At 41.3% G+C, this 20,482-nt stretch carries 18 protein-coding genes and 1 pseudogene; 6 read left to right on the plus strand and 13 right to left on the minus strand.

What is annotated here, in order from left to right:
* Nucleotides 1-7: 7 nt before the first annotated feature.
* Nucleotides 8-1,018, minus strand: a complete 1,011-nt coding sequence (gene allD, locus ABE28_RS12515; protein WP_064464803.1) for an ureidoglycolate dehydrogenase — start codon at nucleotides 1,016-1,018, stop codon at nucleotides 8-10.
* A gap of 24 nt (nucleotides 1,019-1,042) precedes the next feature.
* Nucleotides 1,043-1,999, minus strand: a complete 957-nt coding sequence (locus ABE28_RS12520) for a sugar kinase (protein ID WP_064464801.1) — start codon at nucleotides 1,997-1,999, stop codon at nucleotides 1,043-1,045.
* A gap of 392 nt (nucleotides 2,000-2,391) precedes the next feature.
* Here ABE28_RS12520 and ABE28_RS12525 point away from each other — a divergent pair, with 392 nt between their 5' ends.
* Nucleotides 2,392-3,309 (plus strand): DMT family transporter, encoded by a 918-nt coding sequence (locus ABE28_RS12525; RefSeq protein WP_064464799.1) that lies wholly within the window; start codon nucleotides 2,392-2,394, stop codon nucleotides 3,307-3,309.
* Nucleotides 3,310-3,463: 154 nt separating this feature from the next.
* Here ABE28_RS12525 and sat read toward each other — a convergent pair whose 3' ends face one another.
* The 4 genes from sat to ABE28_RS12545 form a co-directional block, all read right to left on the minus strand.
* Entirely contained in the window at nucleotides 3,464-4,648 is a 1,185-nt protein-coding gene (gene sat, locus ABE28_RS12530) for a sulfate adenylyltransferase (protein ID WP_064465299.1), read from the minus strand.
* Between the two features lie 55 nt (nucleotides 4,649-4,703).
* A complete protein-coding gene (gene cysC, locus ABE28_RS12535) occupies nucleotides 4,704-5,300 on the minus strand; it encodes an adenylyl-sulfate kinase (protein WP_064464797.1) in 597 nt (198 codons plus the stop codon).
* Nucleotides 5,301-5,316: 16 nt separating this feature from the next.
* Nucleotides 5,317-6,168, minus strand: a complete 852-nt coding sequence (locus ABE28_RS12540) for a sulfite exporter TauE/SafE family protein (RefSeq protein WP_064464795.1) — start codon at nucleotides 6,166-6,168, stop codon at nucleotides 5,317-5,319.
* 537 nt (nucleotides 6,169-6,705) lie between these two features.
* The gene (locus tag ABE28_RS12545; RefSeq protein ID WP_064464793.1) at nucleotides 6,706-7,422 is read right to left on the minus strand and encodes a glycosyltransferase; all 717 of its coding nucleotides are present in this window, start codon (nucleotides 7,420-7,422) and stop codon (nucleotides 6,706-6,708) included.
* A gap of 255 nt (nucleotides 7,423-7,677) precedes the next feature.
* Here ABE28_RS12545 and ABE28_RS12550 point away from each other — a divergent pair, with 255 nt between their 5' ends.
* Nucleotides 7,678-8,757 (plus strand): glycosyltransferase family 4 protein, encoded by a 1,080-nt coding sequence (locus ABE28_RS12550; protein ID WP_064464791.1) that lies wholly within the window; start codon nucleotides 7,678-7,680, stop codon nucleotides 8,755-8,757.
* A 42-nt stretch (nucleotides 8,758-8,799) separates the two neighbouring features.
* Here ABE28_RS12550 and ABE28_RS12555 read toward each other — a convergent pair whose 3' ends face one another.
* The 3 genes from ABE28_RS12555 to ABE28_RS12565 are packed head-to-tail and all read right to left on the minus strand — an operon-like array spanning nucleotide 8,800 to nucleotide 11,224.
* The gene (locus tag ABE28_RS12555) at nucleotides 8,800-9,519 is read right to left on the minus strand and encodes a sulfotransferase family 2 domain-containing protein (protein ID WP_064464789.1); all 720 of its coding nucleotides are present in this window, start codon (nucleotides 9,517-9,519) and stop codon (nucleotides 8,800-8,802) included.
* Nucleotides 9,520-9,556: 37 nt separating this feature from the next.
* Nucleotides 9,557-10,270 carry a glycosyltransferase gene (locus ABE28_RS12560; RefSeq protein WP_064464787.1) on the minus strand — a complete coding sequence of 238 codons (714 nt, stop codon included), beginning with the start codon at nucleotides 10,268-10,270 and terminating at the stop codon, nucleotides 9,557-9,559.
* A gap of 54 nt (nucleotides 10,271-10,324) precedes the next feature.
* On the minus strand, nucleotides 10,325-11,224 hold the full coding sequence (locus ABE28_RS12565; protein WP_064464785.1) for an NAD-dependent epimerase/dehydratase family protein: 900 nt from the start codon (nucleotides 11,222-11,224) through the stop codon (nucleotides 10,325-10,327).
* A gap of 482 nt (nucleotides 11,225-11,706) precedes the next feature.
* Here ABE28_RS12565 and ABE28_RS12575 point away from each other — a divergent pair, with 482 nt between their 5' ends.
* The 3 genes from ABE28_RS12575 (at nucleotide 11,707) to ABE28_RS12585 (ending at nucleotide 14,638) form a co-directional block, all read left to right on the plus strand.
* Nucleotides 11,707-12,147 carry a hypothetical protein gene (locus ABE28_RS12575; RefSeq protein ID WP_064464781.1) on the plus strand — a complete coding sequence of 147 codons (441 nt, stop codon included), beginning with the start codon at nucleotides 11,707-11,709 and terminating at the stop codon, nucleotides 12,145-12,147.
* A 212-nt stretch (nucleotides 12,148-12,359) separates the two neighbouring features.
* Entirely contained in the window at nucleotides 12,360-13,589 is a 1,230-nt protein-coding gene (locus ABE28_RS12580) for a glycosyltransferase family 4 protein (RefSeq protein WP_064464780.1), read from the plus strand.
* A gap of 140 nt (nucleotides 13,590-13,729) precedes the next feature.
* Nucleotides 13,730-14,638 carry an NAD-dependent epimerase/dehydratase family protein gene (locus ABE28_RS12585; protein WP_064464778.1) on the plus strand — a complete coding sequence of 303 codons (909 nt, stop codon included), beginning with the start codon at nucleotides 13,730-13,732 and terminating at the stop codon, nucleotides 14,636-14,638.
* Between the two features lie 448 nt (nucleotides 14,639-15,086).
* Here ABE28_RS12585 and ABE28_RS12590 read toward each other — a convergent pair whose 3' ends face one another.
* The 3 genes from ABE28_RS12590 to wecB are packed head-to-tail and all read right to left on the minus strand — an operon-like array spanning nucleotide 15,087 to nucleotide 17,992.
* The gene (locus tag ABE28_RS12590; protein ID WP_064464776.1) at nucleotides 15,087-15,920 is read right to left on the minus strand and encodes a dTDP-4-dehydrorhamnose reductase family protein; all 834 of its coding nucleotides are present in this window, start codon (nucleotides 15,918-15,920) and stop codon (nucleotides 15,087-15,089) included.
* A gap of 1 nt (nucleotide 15,921) precedes the next feature.
* A complete protein-coding gene (locus ABE28_RS12595; RefSeq protein WP_064464774.1) occupies nucleotides 15,922-16,908 on the minus strand; it encodes a polysaccharide biosynthesis protein in 987 nt (328 codons plus the stop codon).
* Nucleotides 16,901-17,992, minus strand: a complete 1,092-nt coding sequence (gene wecB, locus ABE28_RS12600) for a non-hydrolyzing UDP-N-acetylglucosamine 2-epimerase (protein ID WP_064464772.1) — start codon at nucleotides 17,990-17,992, stop codon at nucleotides 16,901-16,903. Before wecB ends, ABE28_RS12595 begins: the two co-directional genes overlap by 8 nt.
* 488 nt (nucleotides 17,993-18,480) lie before the next feature.
* Here wecB and ABE28_RS25755 point away from each other — a divergent pair.
* A pseudogene (locus tag ABE28_RS25755) lies at nucleotides 18,481-18,585 on the plus strand (NAD(P)-dependent oxidoreductase); the annotation flags it as partial.
* Nucleotides 18,586-18,687: 102 nt separating this feature from the next.
* On the opposite strand, the gene ABE28_RS12610 reads toward ABE28_RS25755, so the two are convergent.
* Nucleotides 18,688-20,403: an ABC transporter ATP-binding protein gene (locus ABE28_RS12610; protein WP_064464768.1), complete on the minus strand. Its 1,716-nt coding sequence runs from the start codon at nucleotides 20,401-20,403 to the stop codon at nucleotides 18,688-18,690.
* Between the last annotated feature and the right edge of the window lie 79 nt (nucleotides 20,404-20,482).

Genomic DNA, 20,482 nt, shown 5'->3' on the forward strand with positions numbered 1-20,482 from the left:
CTTTCACCTACTTTGTAAGAAATTCATAAACAGTCGAAGCTATCGTAATACCTTCTTTTAGGTTTTTTTCTTCATTGATTTGTTCAATTTCACCGGGAATGTATACCCGATCGAATCCGGGGGCTGGCTCAACTTGCTGCAGTTCTTCCATCATTCGATCCATTTGCTCTATAAATACATCCGGATTCGTAAAGTAAGAAGGATTGATTACACAAAAGTAATGTCCAAGTTTCCGTTTCTTATCAAGATCTTCATACATTTTCCCTATATGTGGCCCAAACGCTGCACCAGCCAATAATCCAGAAAATACATCGACAATCACGGATAACCCATACCCTTTTGGACCTCCGAAAGGTGAGAGGGAAGCGACTTTATTTGGATCCGTGACAGCAGCTCCGTTTTCATCCACTCCCCAGCCTTCTGGAATTTCCGTTCCCTCTTCTCGCGCTTGAAGGATTTTCCCCAAGGCAGCATGGGAAGTTGCCATATCAAGTATAAACGGCTTCTTCTGTTTGGCAGGCACTCCATAAGCGATTGGGTTGGTGCCCAAAAATGATGTTTTTCCGCCAAAGGGAACGACAATCTTATCCGTATGCGACATCGCAATCCCGATTAACTTGGCATCAGTGGCTTTTTGGACGAAATAGCTTAGCGCTCCGCAATGGGTGCTATTAAACACGGTCACCATACCTACACCATTATTTCGCGCCATTTCGATTGCATGCTTCATCGCTTCTTCACCAATGACATGTCCAAATCCGTCATCTCCATCGACCACACCTGTAACCGGTCCAGTCTTTTCAAAGGAAACCTGTGCATCGAGGTTGATTCCCCCTGCTTTTATCCGATTTACATAATGCTCCGTTCGCAGTACCCCATGGGAATTAACATTTCTTAAATCGGCATGCACTAATACCTCTGCAACTTTCACGGCACTTTCTTCCTTCAAACCCGCTTTGGTCAGCTTTTGTATGACCAATCTTCTTGCTTCCTCTGCTTGTATCGTAACTGTAGCCATGTCACCCTCCAATACTACTAAAGTCTATCTTTCAATAACGACTTCATTGTGGATGAACGGCAGTACGTCATCCAAGTAAGGCAGCCCCTCATTATCTCCTGAAACAGTGGTGACAATTGCCCCAACGGCATTTGCGAATGTCAATCTTTCATCCGCCGATAATCCATGCAGGTATCCGTATATATATCCTGCGTCATATCCATCCCCAGCACCAACAGTATCAACCGGCGTTACCGGGAAGGCTTTTTTTCTATGCCATTCATCTTTTGCATATAATTTTGAACCATGTTCGCCATCCTTGATGACAAGCTGTTCAATGCGGTTTACTTTAGCGAATTCCTCCAAGGATTCCTCCGTATCGCTTCCTGTAATCAACTTTATTTCATCCAGACCTGTAAGCAGAATATCTACATAAGGGAATAACTCTGAATATACGATTCTCGCTTCCTCGATGGACCATAGCTTTAATCGAATATTCGGATCAAATGAAACGGGGATATCTTTTTGTTTGGCAATTTCCATGACACGCTTGGCAATATGTATATTTCCAGGATCTATCGCCAAAAATACCCCAGTGAGATGGACGAGATCGATGTTGTCAAACATCTTATCCGTTATATCTTCAGGACTTAAAGTCAGAATGGGTGATTGATGGCGGTAGTAAAAGGTCTTTCCTGAGCCATCCTCCCGAATTTCTTTAAAGTTAAGAGATGTAGGATATCCGGATACAAAGGCAACATCACTCATGTCAACGCCTTCACCACGTGCGAAATTATATATCACCCTGCCGAACTCATCATTTCCTAAACGGCTCAACCATTTCACCCGCAGGTCAAGTCTTGCACAGCCAATCGCAAAATTGAGCTCTGCCCCTCCTACTTTTCGTGCAAAACGGTTTACGAATCTTAAAGGTCCTGTTTCTTCCGGATTTAACGTTATCATGGCGTCACCCAGCGTCAAAACACCATATTTTGATGACAATACAGTACCTCCTTTTTTCAATCTATCACAATATAAAACACATATTGTGATCCAATCCATTTTTTATTACTCGGTATAATAAATCGATTTAGTAACACAGAGTCAATGAACTAAACCGGTTTGGTAAATCATAAGGAAATTGTAAATGAAAACCCTACCAAAAACAATAGTAAAGTTAGATAATTTGCAATTAATTTATTTTTAGTCATTTTTGCGCTTCTTTTTCTGCAATTTTTTTACTAAAAAACCTCTTTATTCAATTAAAATCCGTCTATTTCCTAATATTTTCTAATTAATTAGCCGTTTCGTTTTTTCAGTTCCACCGTTTCCTAACATTTGCACTCTTTGCTATACTATATCAATTGCTAAATAATTTGGAAGGGTTGTTTTGTATGAGCTATGTAAAAATTTACATGTTACTTACAGGAATTATGATTACATGGGGTTTAAACGTTTCGGTCCTTAAAATTATCGTTATGAATACCGAGCCAGTAACCATAACTGCATTAAGGATCTTTACAGCTTCCATTATAGTCATTCTTATTCTTTTTTATCTTGGACTAATACGTCTCCCGAAGAAAAAGGAACTATTTTATATTTTTGGCGGGGCACTATTGAGTGTCGTTTTCCATCATTTTTTCTTAGCTGAGGGATTAACCCGGACATCCGGTTCCAACGCTGGGTTGATTTTGGGTATGGGTCCCATATTGACAGTCATCCTGACCATGATTTTCTTTCGTCAGAAGCCGACTGTCATCCGCCTTCTTGGATTCCTATGTGGAGCCCTAGGTGTAAGTTTTACCGTAATGGCAGGGGGCGGCGGCATTCATTCTATTAATCTCGGGGACGTCGATATTCTGTTATCCATTCTTTCACAGGCGCTGAGTTTCATTCTGATTAATCAAGCTTCAAAAACGATGGATCCACGACTATTGACCGGGTATATGATGCTAATCGGCTCGTTCATTCTTTTTGCCATCAGCTTTTGGAAGGAACCAAATGGCTTGTCTTCGCTTGCAGATACCCCTCCTTCCATGTGGGGAGCTTTCTTATTTTCGGCAATTTTTGCCACTGCGCTCGGGCACATGAGCTATAATTATGCAATTGGCCAAGTCGGGGCAGCGGAAGCCTCCATTTTCCTTAACTTAAATACATTATTCGCGCTGGTCGGGTCGGTCATTTTTCTTAACGAAGCCATTTTACCTTCACATTTCATCGGACTGATCTTGATTGTTTTAGGTGTATTGCTCGGTTCTGGAGCAATGGAAATGTGGATTCTTCAAAGTAAGAACAGAAGGCTGCCTGATTGATTTCAGGCAGCTTACTTCTTACAATTCATTCAATTTTCGGGCTGGATTACACAATGGATTCCATACTAGAGATATTTGTATGGTCTAAATTATGCTTACAGAACTTCCATTCCTTCATAGGTTATTAGAGAATGCCTAAACCGACTTGGTGCGTTTATTTGCCCTCTCCATCATTGATCTTCATACCTCTTATCAAGACTTCAGCCACCTCTGGACGCGTGAACTCAAGCGGAGGAATAAGTCCCTTCCTCAGCATATCCCTGACCTTCGTCCCACTTAATATAAATCTATCCTCTTCTTTATGGGGACATGTTTTCACGGAAGCCATGTTCCCACACTTTTTACAATAGAAGCTATGCTCAAAGAACAACGGTTTTATGCCAATTTTCAAAGGATCAAACTCGCTGAAAATATCTTGGGCTTCATAAGTACCATAATAATCGCCAACACCTGCATGATCTCTGCCTACAATGAAATGGGTGCACCCATAGTTCTTACGCACAATGGCATGAAATACCGCTTCCCTTGGACCTGCATAACGCATGGCAGCAGGGTAGATAGCAAGTAAGACCCGATTTGATGGGTAGTAGTTTTTCAATAACTCTTGATAACTTTCCATTCGTATATTGGCTGGTATATCATCTTTTTTCGTCTCACCGACCAGAGGGTGAAGCAGGAGTCCATCAACTGTTTCTAATGCTGTTTTTTGTAAATATTCATGAGCCCGATGTACAGGATTTCTCGTTTGAAAGCCCACCACCGTCTTCCAATTTAGATCAGCGAACAACTTTCTCGTCTCTGCAGGGCTCAGATGGAACTTTTCAAAGGGTTCATGTAAAGCCTTATTGATGACATAAATAGGTCCTGCAACGTATACTTCCCCCTGCTCGAACAACTTTTTAACTCCAGGGTGGTCATGATCCACGGTTTTATATACAAGTTTTGCTTCCAGGATTTTATCATAGGAAAATTTTTCCTCAACCAAAATGATGCCGGTTAGTTCTCCATCATCCTTGAATAATGCAACTTCATCCCCTATCTTAATTTCCCCTGCCTCTTCCTTAGAAACCGGAAGGGTGATCGGTATGGTCCATGGCAATCCGTTCACTAAATGCATATCACTTATGACACTTTGGTAATCCGCTTTTCCCATGAATCCGATAAGAGGACTAAAGCCTCCATTCGAAATCATTTCCAGATCGGATACATTCCATTTCGATATGGTCAGAGAAAATAAGGATTTACACTTTTCCAAATACACTTCACGAGCCTCACCTGTTAATTCACGTTGGATAAGCTTGCCGCCATGTGGGGCGATATTCGTCCTTTGAACATTCATAATTAACCCCTCAATCTTTGATTTGGTTTTTTCGACTCTCCTTTTCAAATCGACCTTATATACCTGCATCGACCAAGTAGTTGATGATTTGCTGTACGCATTCCTCAATGGTGTTCTCGCTCGTTTCGATGATGATTTCAGGGTTTTCCGGTTCCTCATAAGGAGCCGAAACGCCAGTGAAGTCAGTGATTTTTCCAATTCTAGCTTTTTTATACAATCCTTTTGGGTCTCGTTCTTCACAGGCCTCAATCGGACACTTTACATAGATCTCGATAAATTCATCGGATTCGACCTTTTTCCTGACATCCTCGCGATCATTGGCATATGGAGATATGAAAGTGGCCAATACGACAATTCCGCTATCAACAAATATTTTGGATACTTCTCCTATTCGCCTTATATTCTCTTTGCGGTCATCCATGCTGAAGCCAAGGTCTTCATTCAATCCATTGCGTAAGTTATCTCCATCCAATATATACGTCGAAACACCCTTTGCGTGAAGCTTAGCCTCAACCATATTAGCGATGGTGGACTTACCTGAACCTGATAATCCTGTGAACCATAGAATATAGCTTTTATGTCCGTGAAGTGTTTGCCTATGCTCTTTCGTAAGCGAAAAAGCATGTTGATGGACATTTTCTTGTCGACTCACTTTATCTCCCCTTTTACTACTTTTTGTTGTTCCGGATAACAACGGCCAAGGAACCTGCCCAACCAAGCAATATCAGCAAATAAATGGCCACAGCCCATTCCTCGACACCCCAAATTGCAATCAATGTTCGGGCATTCGTCAGAACGATGAAGCCCCCTACAAGGACACCCAATAAATGCGATGGCAATTTTGTTACGATCCATGCAGCTATGGGAGCGGCAACGATCCCCCCTGCCATCAAGGAGATGACCCAAAACCAATTCACGTCCTGCCACCCTAGGGCAATGAGAAAACCAAGGCTTGCTGCTACGGCAATCGCGAATTCACTTGTATCAACGGTACCCACCACTTTTCTGGCAGGAACTCCTTTTTGTGATAATAAAACCGGTGTGGTGATGGGTCCCCATCCTCCCCCGCCGGTTGCATCGGCAAAACCCGCTACAAGTCCCAATAGTACTGAATTTTTTCTTGAGAGATTGATTGATTTCTTTTCACTTGTTTTCTTCGTTCCTAAAAAACGAAAAAGGACGAATACGCCAAGAATCAGCAAAAACATGGAAATATACGGTTTCATGACCTCTCCAGGTAATTGACTTAAGAAACATGCTCCTGCAAATGCCCCGATTGATCCGGGGATGATTAGTTTGAAAAGCGCTTGGCGATCAACATTTCCAAATTTCAAATGAGAAACACCAGAGGCAGCCGTTGTCACGACTTCCGCCAAATGGACGGATGCAGAGGCTACAGCAGGTGCGATTCCGAACGTCAGTAACATCGATGTAGATGTAACTCCGTATGCCATCCCTAAAGAACCGTCGATTAGCTGTGCCAAAAAACCGATAAACGCGAATATAATAAGCTTTCTCATGTTTTCCTCCTACGAAGCATTTCCTTTTTATTAGACTTGTTTCTTTAACTTCAATAACATTCAGTACCTTTGGCGCTCGTCCGATGTCGATTATCGAACTTAAACATACACTATACGAAACAAGCGATACATCCACTGATTTATGGCGATTGAGACTTCTATAAGATATGCAATCAACGCTTCGGATGCTCTAGACTTGCGTCTGAAAAAGACAAATGTAAAAATGACTCCTTCATTCAATAAAAAAAGCCCCTTAATGGCCCACTTTCCACCTAGCTTGCACCCACAGAGTCGATGAGAATAAGTACAAACTCAGGCCTATGCCTCGGGGGCTAACCGCCCCTGGATAAGTAATTGCCTGAAGTGGTGACGCTCACGATAATGCTCTTCCAAAAATATGGACTACAGGAGTCCTATCCAATAACTAAAACGGCGTGTAGTGTCATTGAACGACTATAGTAAAAAAAAACCTGTAGACATACTCCATCATCATCGAGTTTGTCTACAGACGGTAAGCACCCTTTGTGGCTTAGTACTCTATTGTTTCTTGAGCTCAGCTATCAGTAATTTTTTCATTTTGGCATGATGTCGATTAATAACGAGCCTATTTTCCTTTTTGATGCTGCCTGCAAATCTTTTGGAACCCATTTGGGTATGGATCCGATATTGTAATAACGGTTGGGGCACAAAATGAAATTTGAAGTTTTGCATGATGCGCAACCATAAATCATAATCATGTGTATATAGGAGGGCCTCGTCAAAAAAACCAATCTGTTCGAATACCTCCCTCTGGATCATGACCGAGCAGCCATTGATGATATTCCCCCTGATCATCGCTTTAATAAATTCAAGGCGAGTGGGTGGGTTGATTCCAATGATGGGGGTAATGATTTCTCCATTATCATCAATGCAATAATAACTTGTATAACTAAATGGGGCATTTACCCTTTTCATTGAATGTAACTGTATTTCCGTTTTTTCAGGGGAAAAGATGTCGTCAGAACTAAGCCAGCATATATAGTCACCTGTTGCATGCTTAATGCCAGTATTTAAAGCACTCGCAGTTCCGCCATTTTCCTTTTCGATAAATAGGATTTTATCTAGAAACGGTTCGATTCTTTCTGAATATAATGTAGAGCCATCATCGACTACGATTATTTCGATATTTTTGTAGGTTTGGTTGATTAAACTCTCCAAAGCTTTATCAATGTATGGACAATTGTAGAATGGAACGACAATAGACACTTTTGACATGTTCGAACCGCCTTTCAAGTATTGAATATCTTACCAGCCGATGGCTAGCCTCCCATGGTTATATTTATTTCACACGTGTAAAATGTGTTCCATCCTTGGTGGCCTCCCGAACATTAACGGCTATAAAACTACAATACATGTCATAGGTATATTAAATGTATATCCATTCAAATTGGAGGGATAGACAGGTTGTTCAAATAATTCATTATTTCCAAATCAGCGTCCTATTGCTCCATTATCAAGAGGAGGGTAAGAATGAATATATTGTTTGTTTTCTATGTGCCGAGCGGCGGTGTGGAAACTTTAAATCGACAGCGATTTATCGCGCTGAAAGAACACGATATCCATGCTCATTTTCTTTATTACGAAAACAGAAGGGATTTCTTGAATGACCACAGTGCTCCAACATTCGTAACGAATGACAATGATGAAATCAAGGGAATTTTGGAGGATGGGGAATACGCCGCTATCGTCATCGTATCGGATTTCAATACATTACCAAGATTCAGATCCATGGGCTATAAAGGAAAAATGATAATAGAAATACAAGGATACGGTCCGAAAAATGTTGCCAAAAATGCCCTTACAAATGCCGTTGAAGTCGTAAATGACCATGCAGATGGATTCCTCAATCCAAAAACGCCGCATATCATGCAGTTATTGGAGGAACTTTATCCGTCATTTCCAACATTCTCTTTTAATAATTGTTTTGATACCAGTCAATTCTCATACAAAGAGATGTCCTTGGATGGCTTTAAAAAAATCGCTTGGATTGGAAGAATAGAAGATAATAAAAATTGGAGGGAATTCCTCAAGATAGGATACCAACTTATTAACAATTACAATCCGAATATCCGATTACTTATGTTTGAAGACCCCACACTAAGCGACCCCATTGAAAGAATGAAATTCAATAAACTAGTCAGGCGCCTAAATTTGAACAGTAAGCTTACTTTGCACTCCAATGTTCCCAATTCGCAAATGGCCGATTTTTTTTCTGTTATCGGTGATTCCGGAGGCTTTTTATGTTCCACCTCCAAGGTGGAGGGAGCTCCCTACGCATTGCTTGAAGCAATGAGCTGCAGGTGTCCGGTGCTGACTACAGATTCAGATGGTGTAAGGAGCTCCGTCATTCATGATCAAACGGGAAAATTTTATTCATTAGGTAACATTGATAGTGCCGTCAAAGAGGCAAAGGAGTTAATGAATAACGAAAGCCTGAGGGAAAGTATACGGGAGAATGCTCTCGAGCACGTAAGGGAAAATTTCAGCCCAGAATTATATGCCCGCAATTTTATCCAAATGCTTGAATCCCTAGGAATTTCCTCTGAATAATATGAAAACAGCCGGAATAATTTCATTCCGGCTGTCGCTTATTCAGGAGCCTTGCTGACGCTTGAACTTTTCCAATTGCTGACGGTCAGCTTCCGTAAGGGATTGAAGTTTTTCGTGAAGAAGGCCCTTCGCAAAATCGTACAGGTCCAAATCCAAATGATTGTAATGCTTGATTAAGTTTATTACATCTATTGGTACTTCCTCTTTTGCCAAACGTTTTTTTGTAATATTTTTTCTAGTATAGTGAATATCCCGCCATGCAAATTGCTTTTGGATACAAAAGAGGGTTTCATTGAATAACTCCGTGACCCCCACCACTGAAAATGTCTTAAGATTTTCCTTCGCTTGTTCCAAATCAGCCGTTTCCTGACTTCCACATACCATTAATGTTTGCAGATTCGGTGCTTCGGGTCCCTTTACTACAAATTCCTCCAGGGTCATCTCTTTTACCATTTCATAACCGGGATAATCCTTTAAAAAATAATAAGACGAGATGACGCGATCTACAGGCTCACGTAACATTGTAAAATAATTGTAAGGTTTTGAGAACTCGTGATGTATTCCATAGAAATAATGGCCAGTGACTGCTTTAATATTCCTTTTTTCCTGTTCCGTTAACTCGGACAGATTCATCATCTTCTTTTCAAACGAGTCATGATCATATATTTCTCTAAGTTTATATTGTTTTTTCAATATTTCATTGATGGTCGTTCCCCCTGTTTTGGGAACATGCATAAAAATATCCAGTACACCTTCAGACATACGTGATTTCCTCCATCTTCACTTCTAGATTTCTATTTTATAGATTTTTCAAATTTTTTTTAAGAATCGGCCGGTAATGACTTTCAATCGTGAGAATATCCGCTAGCATTTCAGGCTGGAACCTACTTGTACCTGACCCTTCATGTATCCTGAACTTTGTGAGAACTTCATCCAAATAATACATCTTATATCCATTGACTAATAAACGAAGCCACATTTCATAATCATGTGTATAACGGTGATAGGTGTTAAAATATCCGACAACTTCGAATAACTCCTTCTTCAAAACCACGGTGCAGCCATTCACGGCGTTACGAAGTAAAAATGCATGGTAGACACCGTTTTCTATATCCGTAAAACGTTCTCCTGTCCAAGACAGGATGATTTCCTCATTTTGGTTAATGCTATCGAAATTCGTAAAGCTTACCTCTGCATCATGTTCAAGCATAAACGAAATTTGGTTCGATACCTTTTCTGGCAGAAAATAATCATCCGAGCTTAACCATGCGACATATTCACCTGTAGCAACACTTATTCCATGATTCAACGCAGTAGCCGTTCCACCGTTTTCCTTTTTTTCATAACGGATTTTCGAAAGGAACGGCTCGATTTTTTCAGTGAAAATGGTTGAACCATCATCCACAACGATGATTTCTAAGTTCATATAGGTTTGATCAATTGCACTTTGAATCGCTTGCTCGATGTAGGGACAATTATAAAATGGAATAATGATTGAAACTTTCGGCTCCATTGCCTACCCTCCTAAAATACTTTCACTTTACTATAAGCCACCTCAATGGTGCAGTCAGTTCCCCCCTCGATAAAAGGTGAGGATGTCCCCCAATGACGTTTCAAGCGGGATGATTGGTTTCCACCCCAAATTACCCAGTTTGGTAGAATTGATCGTCGGCTTAATTTCCATTAATTCATTACTCTGTGCGTTCATCCTTATCTCTTCCTTCGTTACAGACCTATACCCTTCAATGATCTGTCCCAAAGAACAAGCATTACCTGAAGCAACATCATACGTTTCTCCTGACTTCCCCTTTTTTAACAAGTAATCATAAGCTCTCACTGCATCTCTAACGTCCAAAAAATCACGTTGTATATTGGCATTTTCGATCTCGAGCACCTTTTCTGATCCTTGTTTTTCCATTTCGATGATTTTTTGTGCAAAAATGGAACAGACTCCGTTGGATACACCTGGCCCGATAAGATTGGAGGGTTTGGCAATAATGACCTCCAGGTTGTATAAAACGGCCCAGGATTGTGCAATTAGTACTTGAAGTGTTTTACTCAAGCTATAAGGATGGGGAATTGAACTGAGGGAGCCAAGGTCAAATTGGAGAGCCGAGCCGACTATTAAAATTTTGCACGTTGGACTTTCCTTACGAAGGGCATCGATTAAGTATGCCGTGGACATGGAATTTACCTCCAGCGTCGATAATGGATCCACCCATGATGCTCCAACGTGATTTTGGCCTGCCAAATGAAGAACATACTGAGGTTTGATTTTCTTTACAAGATGATAAACCTCATTGCCATTCGTAAGATCACAATATTCCATACTGACCTCATCATCGAAATTCATCTTTTTTCGCGTAACGGCTGTAACGTCATATCCTGCTTTTAGAAAATGAGTACATGCATGCTGACCCGTGAAGCCACTTGCCCCCGTTATTAATAATTTCCTTCCTTTATTCATTGACTTCTCATCCAATCATCATTGATATGACTAATCGCTTTTATCTCCCTAAGATTGAATGGCATGGCCGTACGTCAGCGGCGGAAGAATTATCTGCCCTCTCAAACGACCATTTTCCGTCATTCATCTACAGCGTTGCATCAATCTTCATTTCATCATACACACTGTCTCTCCATTACATTATGTCTACGCCTTCTCGATTGACATGGGCTTCTCTCACATCCCCGGCCAAAAGGGCAAATTGGCATGACACACTTGGATAAACATCGTATCATGTCCCTCTTTTTTCACTTATCCCTCTGCCTGTTCCTCACCGCTACATATGCGAACTATGTTGAAAAGAATGCACAAACATGGCATTCCGGCTACTTGAGCGTTGATGAAATCCAACCATTTTTAGCTGAAGTGAACAACTTGTCTATACAAAACATTCGTCACATTAATATGTTAGAGTATTCCATGATAAAAGAGGTGTTAACAAAATGGGGAAATTTTTAGATGCTCAGACCTCACAGAATGCTAGTTATCGGGATTCCATTTCCATACCTGTAACTACAACTCCGGTGCTGTTCGGTTCACTGGGTCTTAATACGGCAGGAGCCGGAGCTAACCTTCGGGTTGAATTCACTTTCACGGCTACCTTAAGCAGCTTGGCCGCGATTTTGACTCCCGTCAACATCGAGATTTACAGAGGTACCGGAGTCGGCAGGGTGCTTGTTTATTCCGCACAACAAACGTTACCGATAGCAGGATTAGGGGTTGCCTCCGAAACGATCATTTCATTATCCGGCGCGGACTTTAATCCACCTGCACCCAATAACTTTTTGGTTTATCAAGCATTCATCAGCATACCTGGCGGGATCGTCATCGCACCGACCCGTACTGGTCCGGAGAGTTTTTTCGCAGCTGCCTTTTCCGACTGATTGATTTCTTGTTGTGAATGTCGGTGTTGCTCCTTCTTTGTATAGCTTCGGGGCGGGTACTTAGTGATTGGACAAGTACTCGCTTCATCATTTGAATTTTTATGGAAAACCAGGAAACAAGCTACATAAACACCAGCCCATTTTCAGCGAAAACTCATAAAGAGTTACATTAGGAACGATCATTCAATAATATGAACAAAGGGGAGATTGCCATGAAAATATTACTTGCCACTTTTTGGGTCACACCACATGTAGGCGGTGTTTGGAACTATATGCAGCAATTGAAGGATAAGCTTGAAGCATTAGGACATGAAGTCGACTTTCTAAGCTATGGTGAAAATCATGAATATGTTCACATTATCAACGAAAATCGAAGGATAGATATGAATGATTTGCTTTCCGAAGAGATTTTGCAATACATGAAACAGCATAATTCCCCCACTCATCCGGATCCAATCATCCACTATTATGAAACTCGGTGTGATTTTTTTCAGTTAGCTGCCGATTATTTAGGTCTGGATAAATATGATGTCATTCATACGCAAGATATTTTTTCAACCGTCTGCATTAACCGAGTCAGGTCGAAAAAAACTGTACATGTCGCTACTCTTCATGGTTGTGTTGCCCACGAACTTAGAAGTGCTTACTATAGCTCCAAAACTAACAAACAAGACATTGCCAACCTTGGCCGAGAACATTTTGACCGACTGGAATATGATGGGGCGACATCAGCTGACCATACGATAGTGGCAAATGAATGGATGAGGGATATTTTAACCGATGAATTTCACGTTCCGAAAGAACAGCTAAGTGTTTTTCATTATGGATATGATACCGAGGCCTTCCTGAAGCGAGTCGATGAAAAAACCGAAATCGAACGACCGGCAGATAAAAAAGTGCTGATATATACAGGCAGGCTTAGTGAGTTCAAAGGTGTACATCATTTGTTAGGCGCACTATCTCAATTAAAAAAGCGGAGAACCGATTGGGTTTGCTGGATTGTGGGGGACGGCCCCATGGAAATCGAGTTGAAAAATATTAGGAAAGCCCTTGGTTTGGAAGATGATGTGGTCTTTTTAGGAAGACGGAATGATATTCCTTATTTATTATCCATTTCGGATATCTTCGTACTTCCAACATTGATGGAAAACCAACCGCTGTCGGTAATAGAAGCTCAGATCTCCGGAATGGCTGTCATTGCCAGTGATGTTGGAGGAATTCCTGAAATCATTGAACATGGAATCACTGGGGTTTTATCTCCTGTCGGGGATGAGCAGATGCTGTCTATCCATATCGAATATTTATTGGAACATGAATCTTATCGGAAAAACCTTGGGGTGAATGCCAAGACTTGGGGAATGAATCATTGGTCCGCCGATATAGCCGTACAAAAAGTACTTGGTGTATATCAACATTCACTAGACAAAAGTCGACAGAAATAACCACCTGCCGAAATGCTGACGTGTCGTATCGTCGTCAGCATTTTTCTTCTTCCTTTTTCTAAAGAATGCTAGGTAACTGCTTAAGCCAATATGAATCAGCTCACATACAATACTAAAAACAGATTAAAGGGGTATGATGCATGAAGGCTATCGTGACTGGAGGAGCTGGGTTCATCGGTTCCCATCTCGTTGAAGAACTTATCTTGAATGGTGCCGAGGTACATGTATTGGATAACATGATATCCGGACACATCGATCATGTACATCCCGATGCCATCATCCATACTGAAGATATATGCAGTAAGGAAGCTGGTCGAACGATCATTAAGGTAAAACCTGACGTCGTCTTCCATTTGGCAGCACAGGCAGACGTGGCACGCTCCATCCTTGATCCCCAGTATGATGCTGATGTGAATATCAACGGAACGATCAATATGCTCAAGGCATGTCAGGAGGCTTCTATAAAGAAGCTGATTTTCTCTTCCACTTCAGGGGTTTATGGGAATTTACAAAAAGACTTGATTTCCGAAAATGACCCGACCGGACCGATTTCTTATTATGGTTTATCCAAGTTATCGGCCGAAGCTTATATCCGTTTATTTCATCAGCTTTATGGACTCGAGTATACGATTCTCCGTTATGGTAATGTATATGGTCCGAGACAGACGGCAAAAGGGGAAGGCGGAGTCGTCGCTGTTTTTTTGGAAAAACTAAAAAAAGGGCTGCCTTTAAGTATACACGGTGATGGTGAACAAACCCGGGATTTTATCTATGTGAAGGATATTGTCAGGGCAAATATCGCGTCAGTGAATCATGGAAATCAAGAAACGATCCAAGTCAGTACTGCACAGAAAACATCCGTAAATCAGCTGTTAAGCATGCTGACACAAATTCATGGCACGGCCGTGGATACCGTTCACTCGGTCGGAAGGACGGGGGACATCAAGCATAGTTGCCTCGATAACAAGAAAGCCCGGCAATTGCTGAACTGGTATCCAAAGGCAGATATCTTTCAAGGATTATCCGAAACCTACTCTTACTCAAATTAATAGGGAAATTCTCAAGGTCCCTCTTTGATGAGTTTCCAATCAATGATTCTGCGATTCTGCGGGTTAAAGGCAATCCATGACTTAACCCGCCTCTTTTAATCTTACCTATCTTTCTAAAACAATATGCCTTAAGCAACGATTAACCCTAAAATGATAACGCTTACATTTTAAACTGGCGATACCTCATCCTCTGGTGGACCTTATTTGTATATTTCCCGTATATCCCCCAGTGAGCGTTGCCTGATGATCACAACTCCAGAAAAAAACTCCCCGGCAGGAAACTTGATTCATCCACATTTTTTCATTAACAAAAAAGTGGATGCCTTCTGTTTGGATGAGTTTTTTTGTGACTGCACTCCATGAGAAGGAAATTTCCTGATCGAAGAGATCATTACATACCGAGCCTAAAATCCTTTACGAATGAAAGACATGATGCGTACTCAAACTTTTATTCTGATTTACTTCCCATCCATTCTCCCAATTCATCTAACATCTTTTGGTAAGTAGGCATGTTGTATTGAAAATCATTTCTTGTATTTTTTATCGTTCGATCCAAATGCATGGATGAATCAGGCATGATTTCGACATCGTTTTTATGAAAGGTTTGCTGTAACAATTCCAAAAGGGCCGCTTTTGATATTTTTTCATCTGATCCGAGATGATATAATCCTGTGATCTTCTGTTGAATCATCTTGTCCAGTACCTTGGCCAGCTCGAGCGTCGTCACACCATTCCAGAGCACTTTTTCGAATCCATTGATTTTCCCCTTTTGCTTCATGAACCAAAGAAATAAACCAATTCCGTTTTCTTTTAACTCCGGTCCTATTATGGAGGTTCGTATGGTCAAATGTTTATCACTAATTATTTCACCCAAATGCTTTGATTGACCATATATGGTGGAACTATCGGGAATGTCCTCCTCCGTATAATCTCCTTTTTTACCAGAGAAAACACAATCCGTACTAATGTGGATCAATTTCCCATTATTACGTTCGGTCAACTTAACAAGCTGATGCGGAAATACACTGTTAACTTGAAAAGCAAGTTTGGTATTATCACTTGCATGATCATTTAAAATGCCGATGCAATTTATCGTAATGTCCGGTTTTACCTTTTCCATGATTTCTTCAAGACTCGTCACGTCGGTTACATCCAAGTACAATCCCTTTTTATCATTCGGATCTCGAGTCGTATAGGTTACATGATATTTCGAGTCCTGAGTGAAATAGTCTTTTATTACATGGCCTGCCATTCCTTGTCCACCGAGGACTAGTACCTTCATGTTAAATGAAGCCCCCTTTCTCTAACATTCCCTTAATCTTCGTTTTATCGATCAAGCCCGTGGCAGAATTATAATCTTCCAAGCTAACAGGCTGGTATTGGGCGTAATGCTCCTTTATCCCTTTAATGTGGATCGCTGGAAGGATTACATAATATTCATCATCATAAGCAATTGCCGTCGTGCTTTCATATTCCGAAAGCAGGATTTCATGGAGCTTTTCACCCGGACGTATACCGAGGACCTCTACTTCGACGTCTTCCTTTTTCGATGCTTCAATCAACACTTCAGCGAGATCGATAATTTTACAGGAAGGCATTTTCATCACGAATATTTCTCCGCCGATACTTTCGAAAGTCGCTTTGAATACTAATTTTATCGCTTCTTGAATGGTTAAAAAGAACCTGGTCATATTCAAGTCGGTTATACCAATTTTCCCTTTTTCTTTTATTTGCTTTTTGAAAACATGAATGACGCTACCATTCGTTCCTAAAACGTTTCCGCCTCGGATGCATACGAATCTGGTTTTCGTGTTTAATGTATTCGCATGGATGATCAACCTTTCCGCCATAGCTTTTGAAAGTCCATAGAAATTGGATGGATTCGATGCTTTGTCCGTAGAAATATTCACGACGGAGTGCACATTACAGCTAATGGCTGCTTCTATTACATTCTGTGTTCCAATCACGTTCGTTTTTAAGGCTTCGATCGGTTGATCTTCACATACTGGAACATGCTTTAAAGCGGCTAAATGGAAAATATAATCAACGCCTTGGCACGCCTCCACTAATGCTTCCTTTTCTTTTACATCACCAATGATGAATTGCAGCTTCGGATTATTATCAAACTCCTGTTTCATCGTGAATTGATTGGATTCATTTCTGGAGAAAATCCGGATTTCACTTGGTTCGAAATCCAATAATTGCCGAACCAGTTCATATCCCCACGAGCCTGTACCGCCTGTTACCAATATTTTTCGATTCTTAATCAATTTCATGGCCTCCCAGTATAATTTTTAGGACTTTATCTGATACGTTTTTATGGTCGTACCCTTCTGGAAATGACCAGTCTTTTTGTTGGTTAACCATAATATTCACACAATTGATGATTTGTTTAGCATTTATTCCTGACAACATATTGCTGCCTGATTCAATCGTTTCAGGCCTTTCAGTCGTTTTCCGGATGGTAACGGCAGGAACATGGAATAAACAGCATTCCTCTTGAACGGTACCGCTGTCAGTCAGTACACAATAGGCATTTTTTTCAAGTTTCACGAAGTCGAAGAAGCCGAAAGGCTCATGAAATTCTATTAGCGGATGTACATCTAATTGGGGACTGCGTTCTATACGGGATTTTGTCCGGGGATGTAAGCTGCAAATGACTCTTTTTTGATACGTTTCGGCAACTAAATTAATGCCTTTCATGATTTCGAACAAACGGTCTTCATAATCGACATTTTCGGCACGATGGATCGTAACGAGGAAATAATCCTCTTTTTCCAAATTGATTTTGTCCAAAATAACGCTTTGCTCAATTTCATTATCGAAGTGGTCCAAGACCTCATGTATTGGATTTCCCGATAAATAGATCCTTTTACTCGGAATCCCTTCATTGAGCAGATTCTCCTTACTTTGAGGTGTGTACGGTAAATTCAAGCTCGAAACGGCATCAATGATCCGCCGGTTTTTCTCTTCTGGCACTTCAAGGTCGAAGCAACGGTTTCCTGCTTCCATATGAATGACCGGTATGCCCAATCTTTCTGCTAGAATGGAGCTGAGCCCGGAGTTCGTATCCCCCAAAACTAATACTTTATCTGGCTTTTCATTCAATAGGATGGTTTCCAAATCCTTAAAGATGGCAGCTAACTGCTCGCCGAGGGTTTTCTGTTGATTCAGCAAGACATAATCAGGCTTCCTTACCTGAAGCTGTTGGAAGAATATATCACTTAAGGATGAGGTGAAATTCTGTCCAGTGTGTACGAGAATATGTGAATCGGCATACTGATCCAATTTCTTGATTATGAGACTTAATCTGATGATTTCAGGACGCGTCCCTAAAATGGTCATTACTTTCACGATTTGCACTCCTTACTCTTTTTCTGGTATGTGTCCTCTCCGTCTACCCTTTATTGTATGCACCTCAAATTCTATTGATATAGGCTAACCTACTGGATTTAAGCCTCTATTTAGCTAATTGGCGGCACTAAATGCCACTTCTGTCCAAGGCCTAATGCGCGATGAATGACCTTTCCCCATTCAAAAGGGACTTGGAGTATCTCCAAGTCCCTTTCATACTCTAGACAAGCTCGGAAGACATGCAGTTTGGCTAGAGCCTTTTTATACGTGTATACAAGGCACTCCATTGGATGCGACTCCACTATGTTTTAACTTTTTGGCCGTGCATTTTTTCCTATCCATATGCTCTGCATCGCCCATATCGTTCTTCCTAGCTGTGTTCAGTTCTAGCAGGGATTCCTTGTTATGTTTACCTCTTAAGGAATATGGCTGTCACAAAACCAATGCCACATTAAGTACTTACGAGTACGGAAGCCCCTAATGCAGAGGGCAACATCCGTACGTTGAATGAAGCATTCAAAAGTGCTTCCCATACGAAATTAATGGTTGCAGGCGGCGCAGGCAGTCTTTTTACAGACGAAGAGATTCCGACTGCAACCAATCCGACGAAACAATTGGTAGAGATAAAGAGAAGGGCCCTTCCACCAAAAAATGTGGAAGGGCCCTTCTCTTTGTCTGCAAATTGATTGTGGCAATCATTTTTGAAATTGTAATTGATGAAGATTGGCAAAAATGCCGCCTTGCTCAAGCAAGTCATCGTGACGGCCTTCTTCGGCAATACCCTCTTCGGTAACCACAACAATTTTGTCAGCGTTCCGAATGGTGGCCAATCGGTGCGCAATGATCAATGTCGTCCTGTTTTCGGCAAGTTCCGTAAGGGCCTTCTGAATGATCCTTTCCGTCTCGGTATCAAGTGCGGAGGTTGCTTCATCAAGAATCAATATGGGCGGATTTTTCAAGAACATCCTTGCTATCGCTATTCTTTGTTTTTGTCCTCCCGATAGCTTCAGGCCCCGCTCCCCAATTTGCGTCTCATAACCATCTGGAAGTCCGCCAATGAAGGACTCTAAATGGGCTTTACGGGCAGCCTCATGAATTTGGTCATCCGTTGCATCAAGCATTCCATATGCGATATTTTCCTTTAGTGTGCCTGTAAAAAGGAACACATCCTGCTGGACAATCCCAATTTGGGAGCGCAACGACTTTTTCGTCATTTCCCGGATATCGATGCCATCAATGGTTATCGAGCCGGCATTCACATCGTAAAAGCGGGGGATCAATGAACATATCGTCGTTTTCCCTGCTCCTGATGGTCCCACAAAAGCGACGGTTTCACCAGCTTTAATCGTTAAGTCGATACCTTTTAAAACAGGCTTTTTGTCATCATAATTAAAAGATACCTGTTTAAAAGCAATATCTCCCAAAAGGGAATTGACCGCAATTGCATCACTTTTGTCCACTACATCAGGAGCGACATCAAGCAGTTCGGTAAATCGCTTGAATCCTGCCATCCCTTTTGGATAAAGCTCCATTAATGCACTGATCTTGTCGACCGGCTTGAATAAGACGTTAACATATAATACGAATGCCACTAATTCCCCGTTAGAGAGCTGACCGTGATAAGTTAACCATGCTCCAACCACCAATACGGCCAAGGTCATGAATCTCGTCATCATGTAAATGCCTGATAAGCTGAACGACATCACTTTATATCCTACGAGCTTCGCTTTGCGGAACTTGCGATTATTCGTTGAAAACCTGTCCATTTCGTATTTTTCGTTCGTGAAGGATTGGACGACCCTCACTCCCGAGACGCTATCCTCGACGCGGGCATTGACATCGGCAACCTCAGTATACATTTGCTTCCACGCTTTATTCATCTTTAAATTGCTTATGACAATTAATAATACGAGGAGAGGCAATATACAAACAGATACGAGTGCCAGCTTCACATTGATGGTCAGCATGATCCAGAAAGCGCCGACAAAAGTCATGAAAGCGATGAATAAATCTTCGGGTCCGTGGTGAGCGAGTTCCCCTATATCGAACAGGTCATTGGTTATACGGCTCATGATATGGCCGGTTTTCGTGTTGTCAAAAAAGCGAAAAGACTGCTTTTGCACATGTTGGAATAATTCCTCACGCATATCCGTTTCAATATTGATGCCTAGTTTGTGCCCCCAATACCCTACAATGAATTGCAGGAAGGTACTAATGATATAAATCAGCAATAAACCTGCACTGACAGAAACAATTGCCGACCAATTATCGCCAGGCAGCAGTGTATCTATAAACCACTGAACCGCGAGAGGAAAAGCAAGTTCGAGTACAGCAACAACGACTGCACTGAAAAAGTCGATAATGAATAACCGCTTATGCGGCAGATAATATGAAGCAAAACGTCGAATCATCAAATTTTTCTCCTTTTTTACATATACTAAGGAGTATAATTCCATATCGGATATTCAGCAAGCATTACGGTTTCATTTT

This window comes from Peribacillus muralis, assembly GCF_001645685.2.
Lineage (GTDB): Bacteria > Bacillota > Bacilli > Bacillales > DSM-1321 > Peribacillus > Peribacillus muralis_A.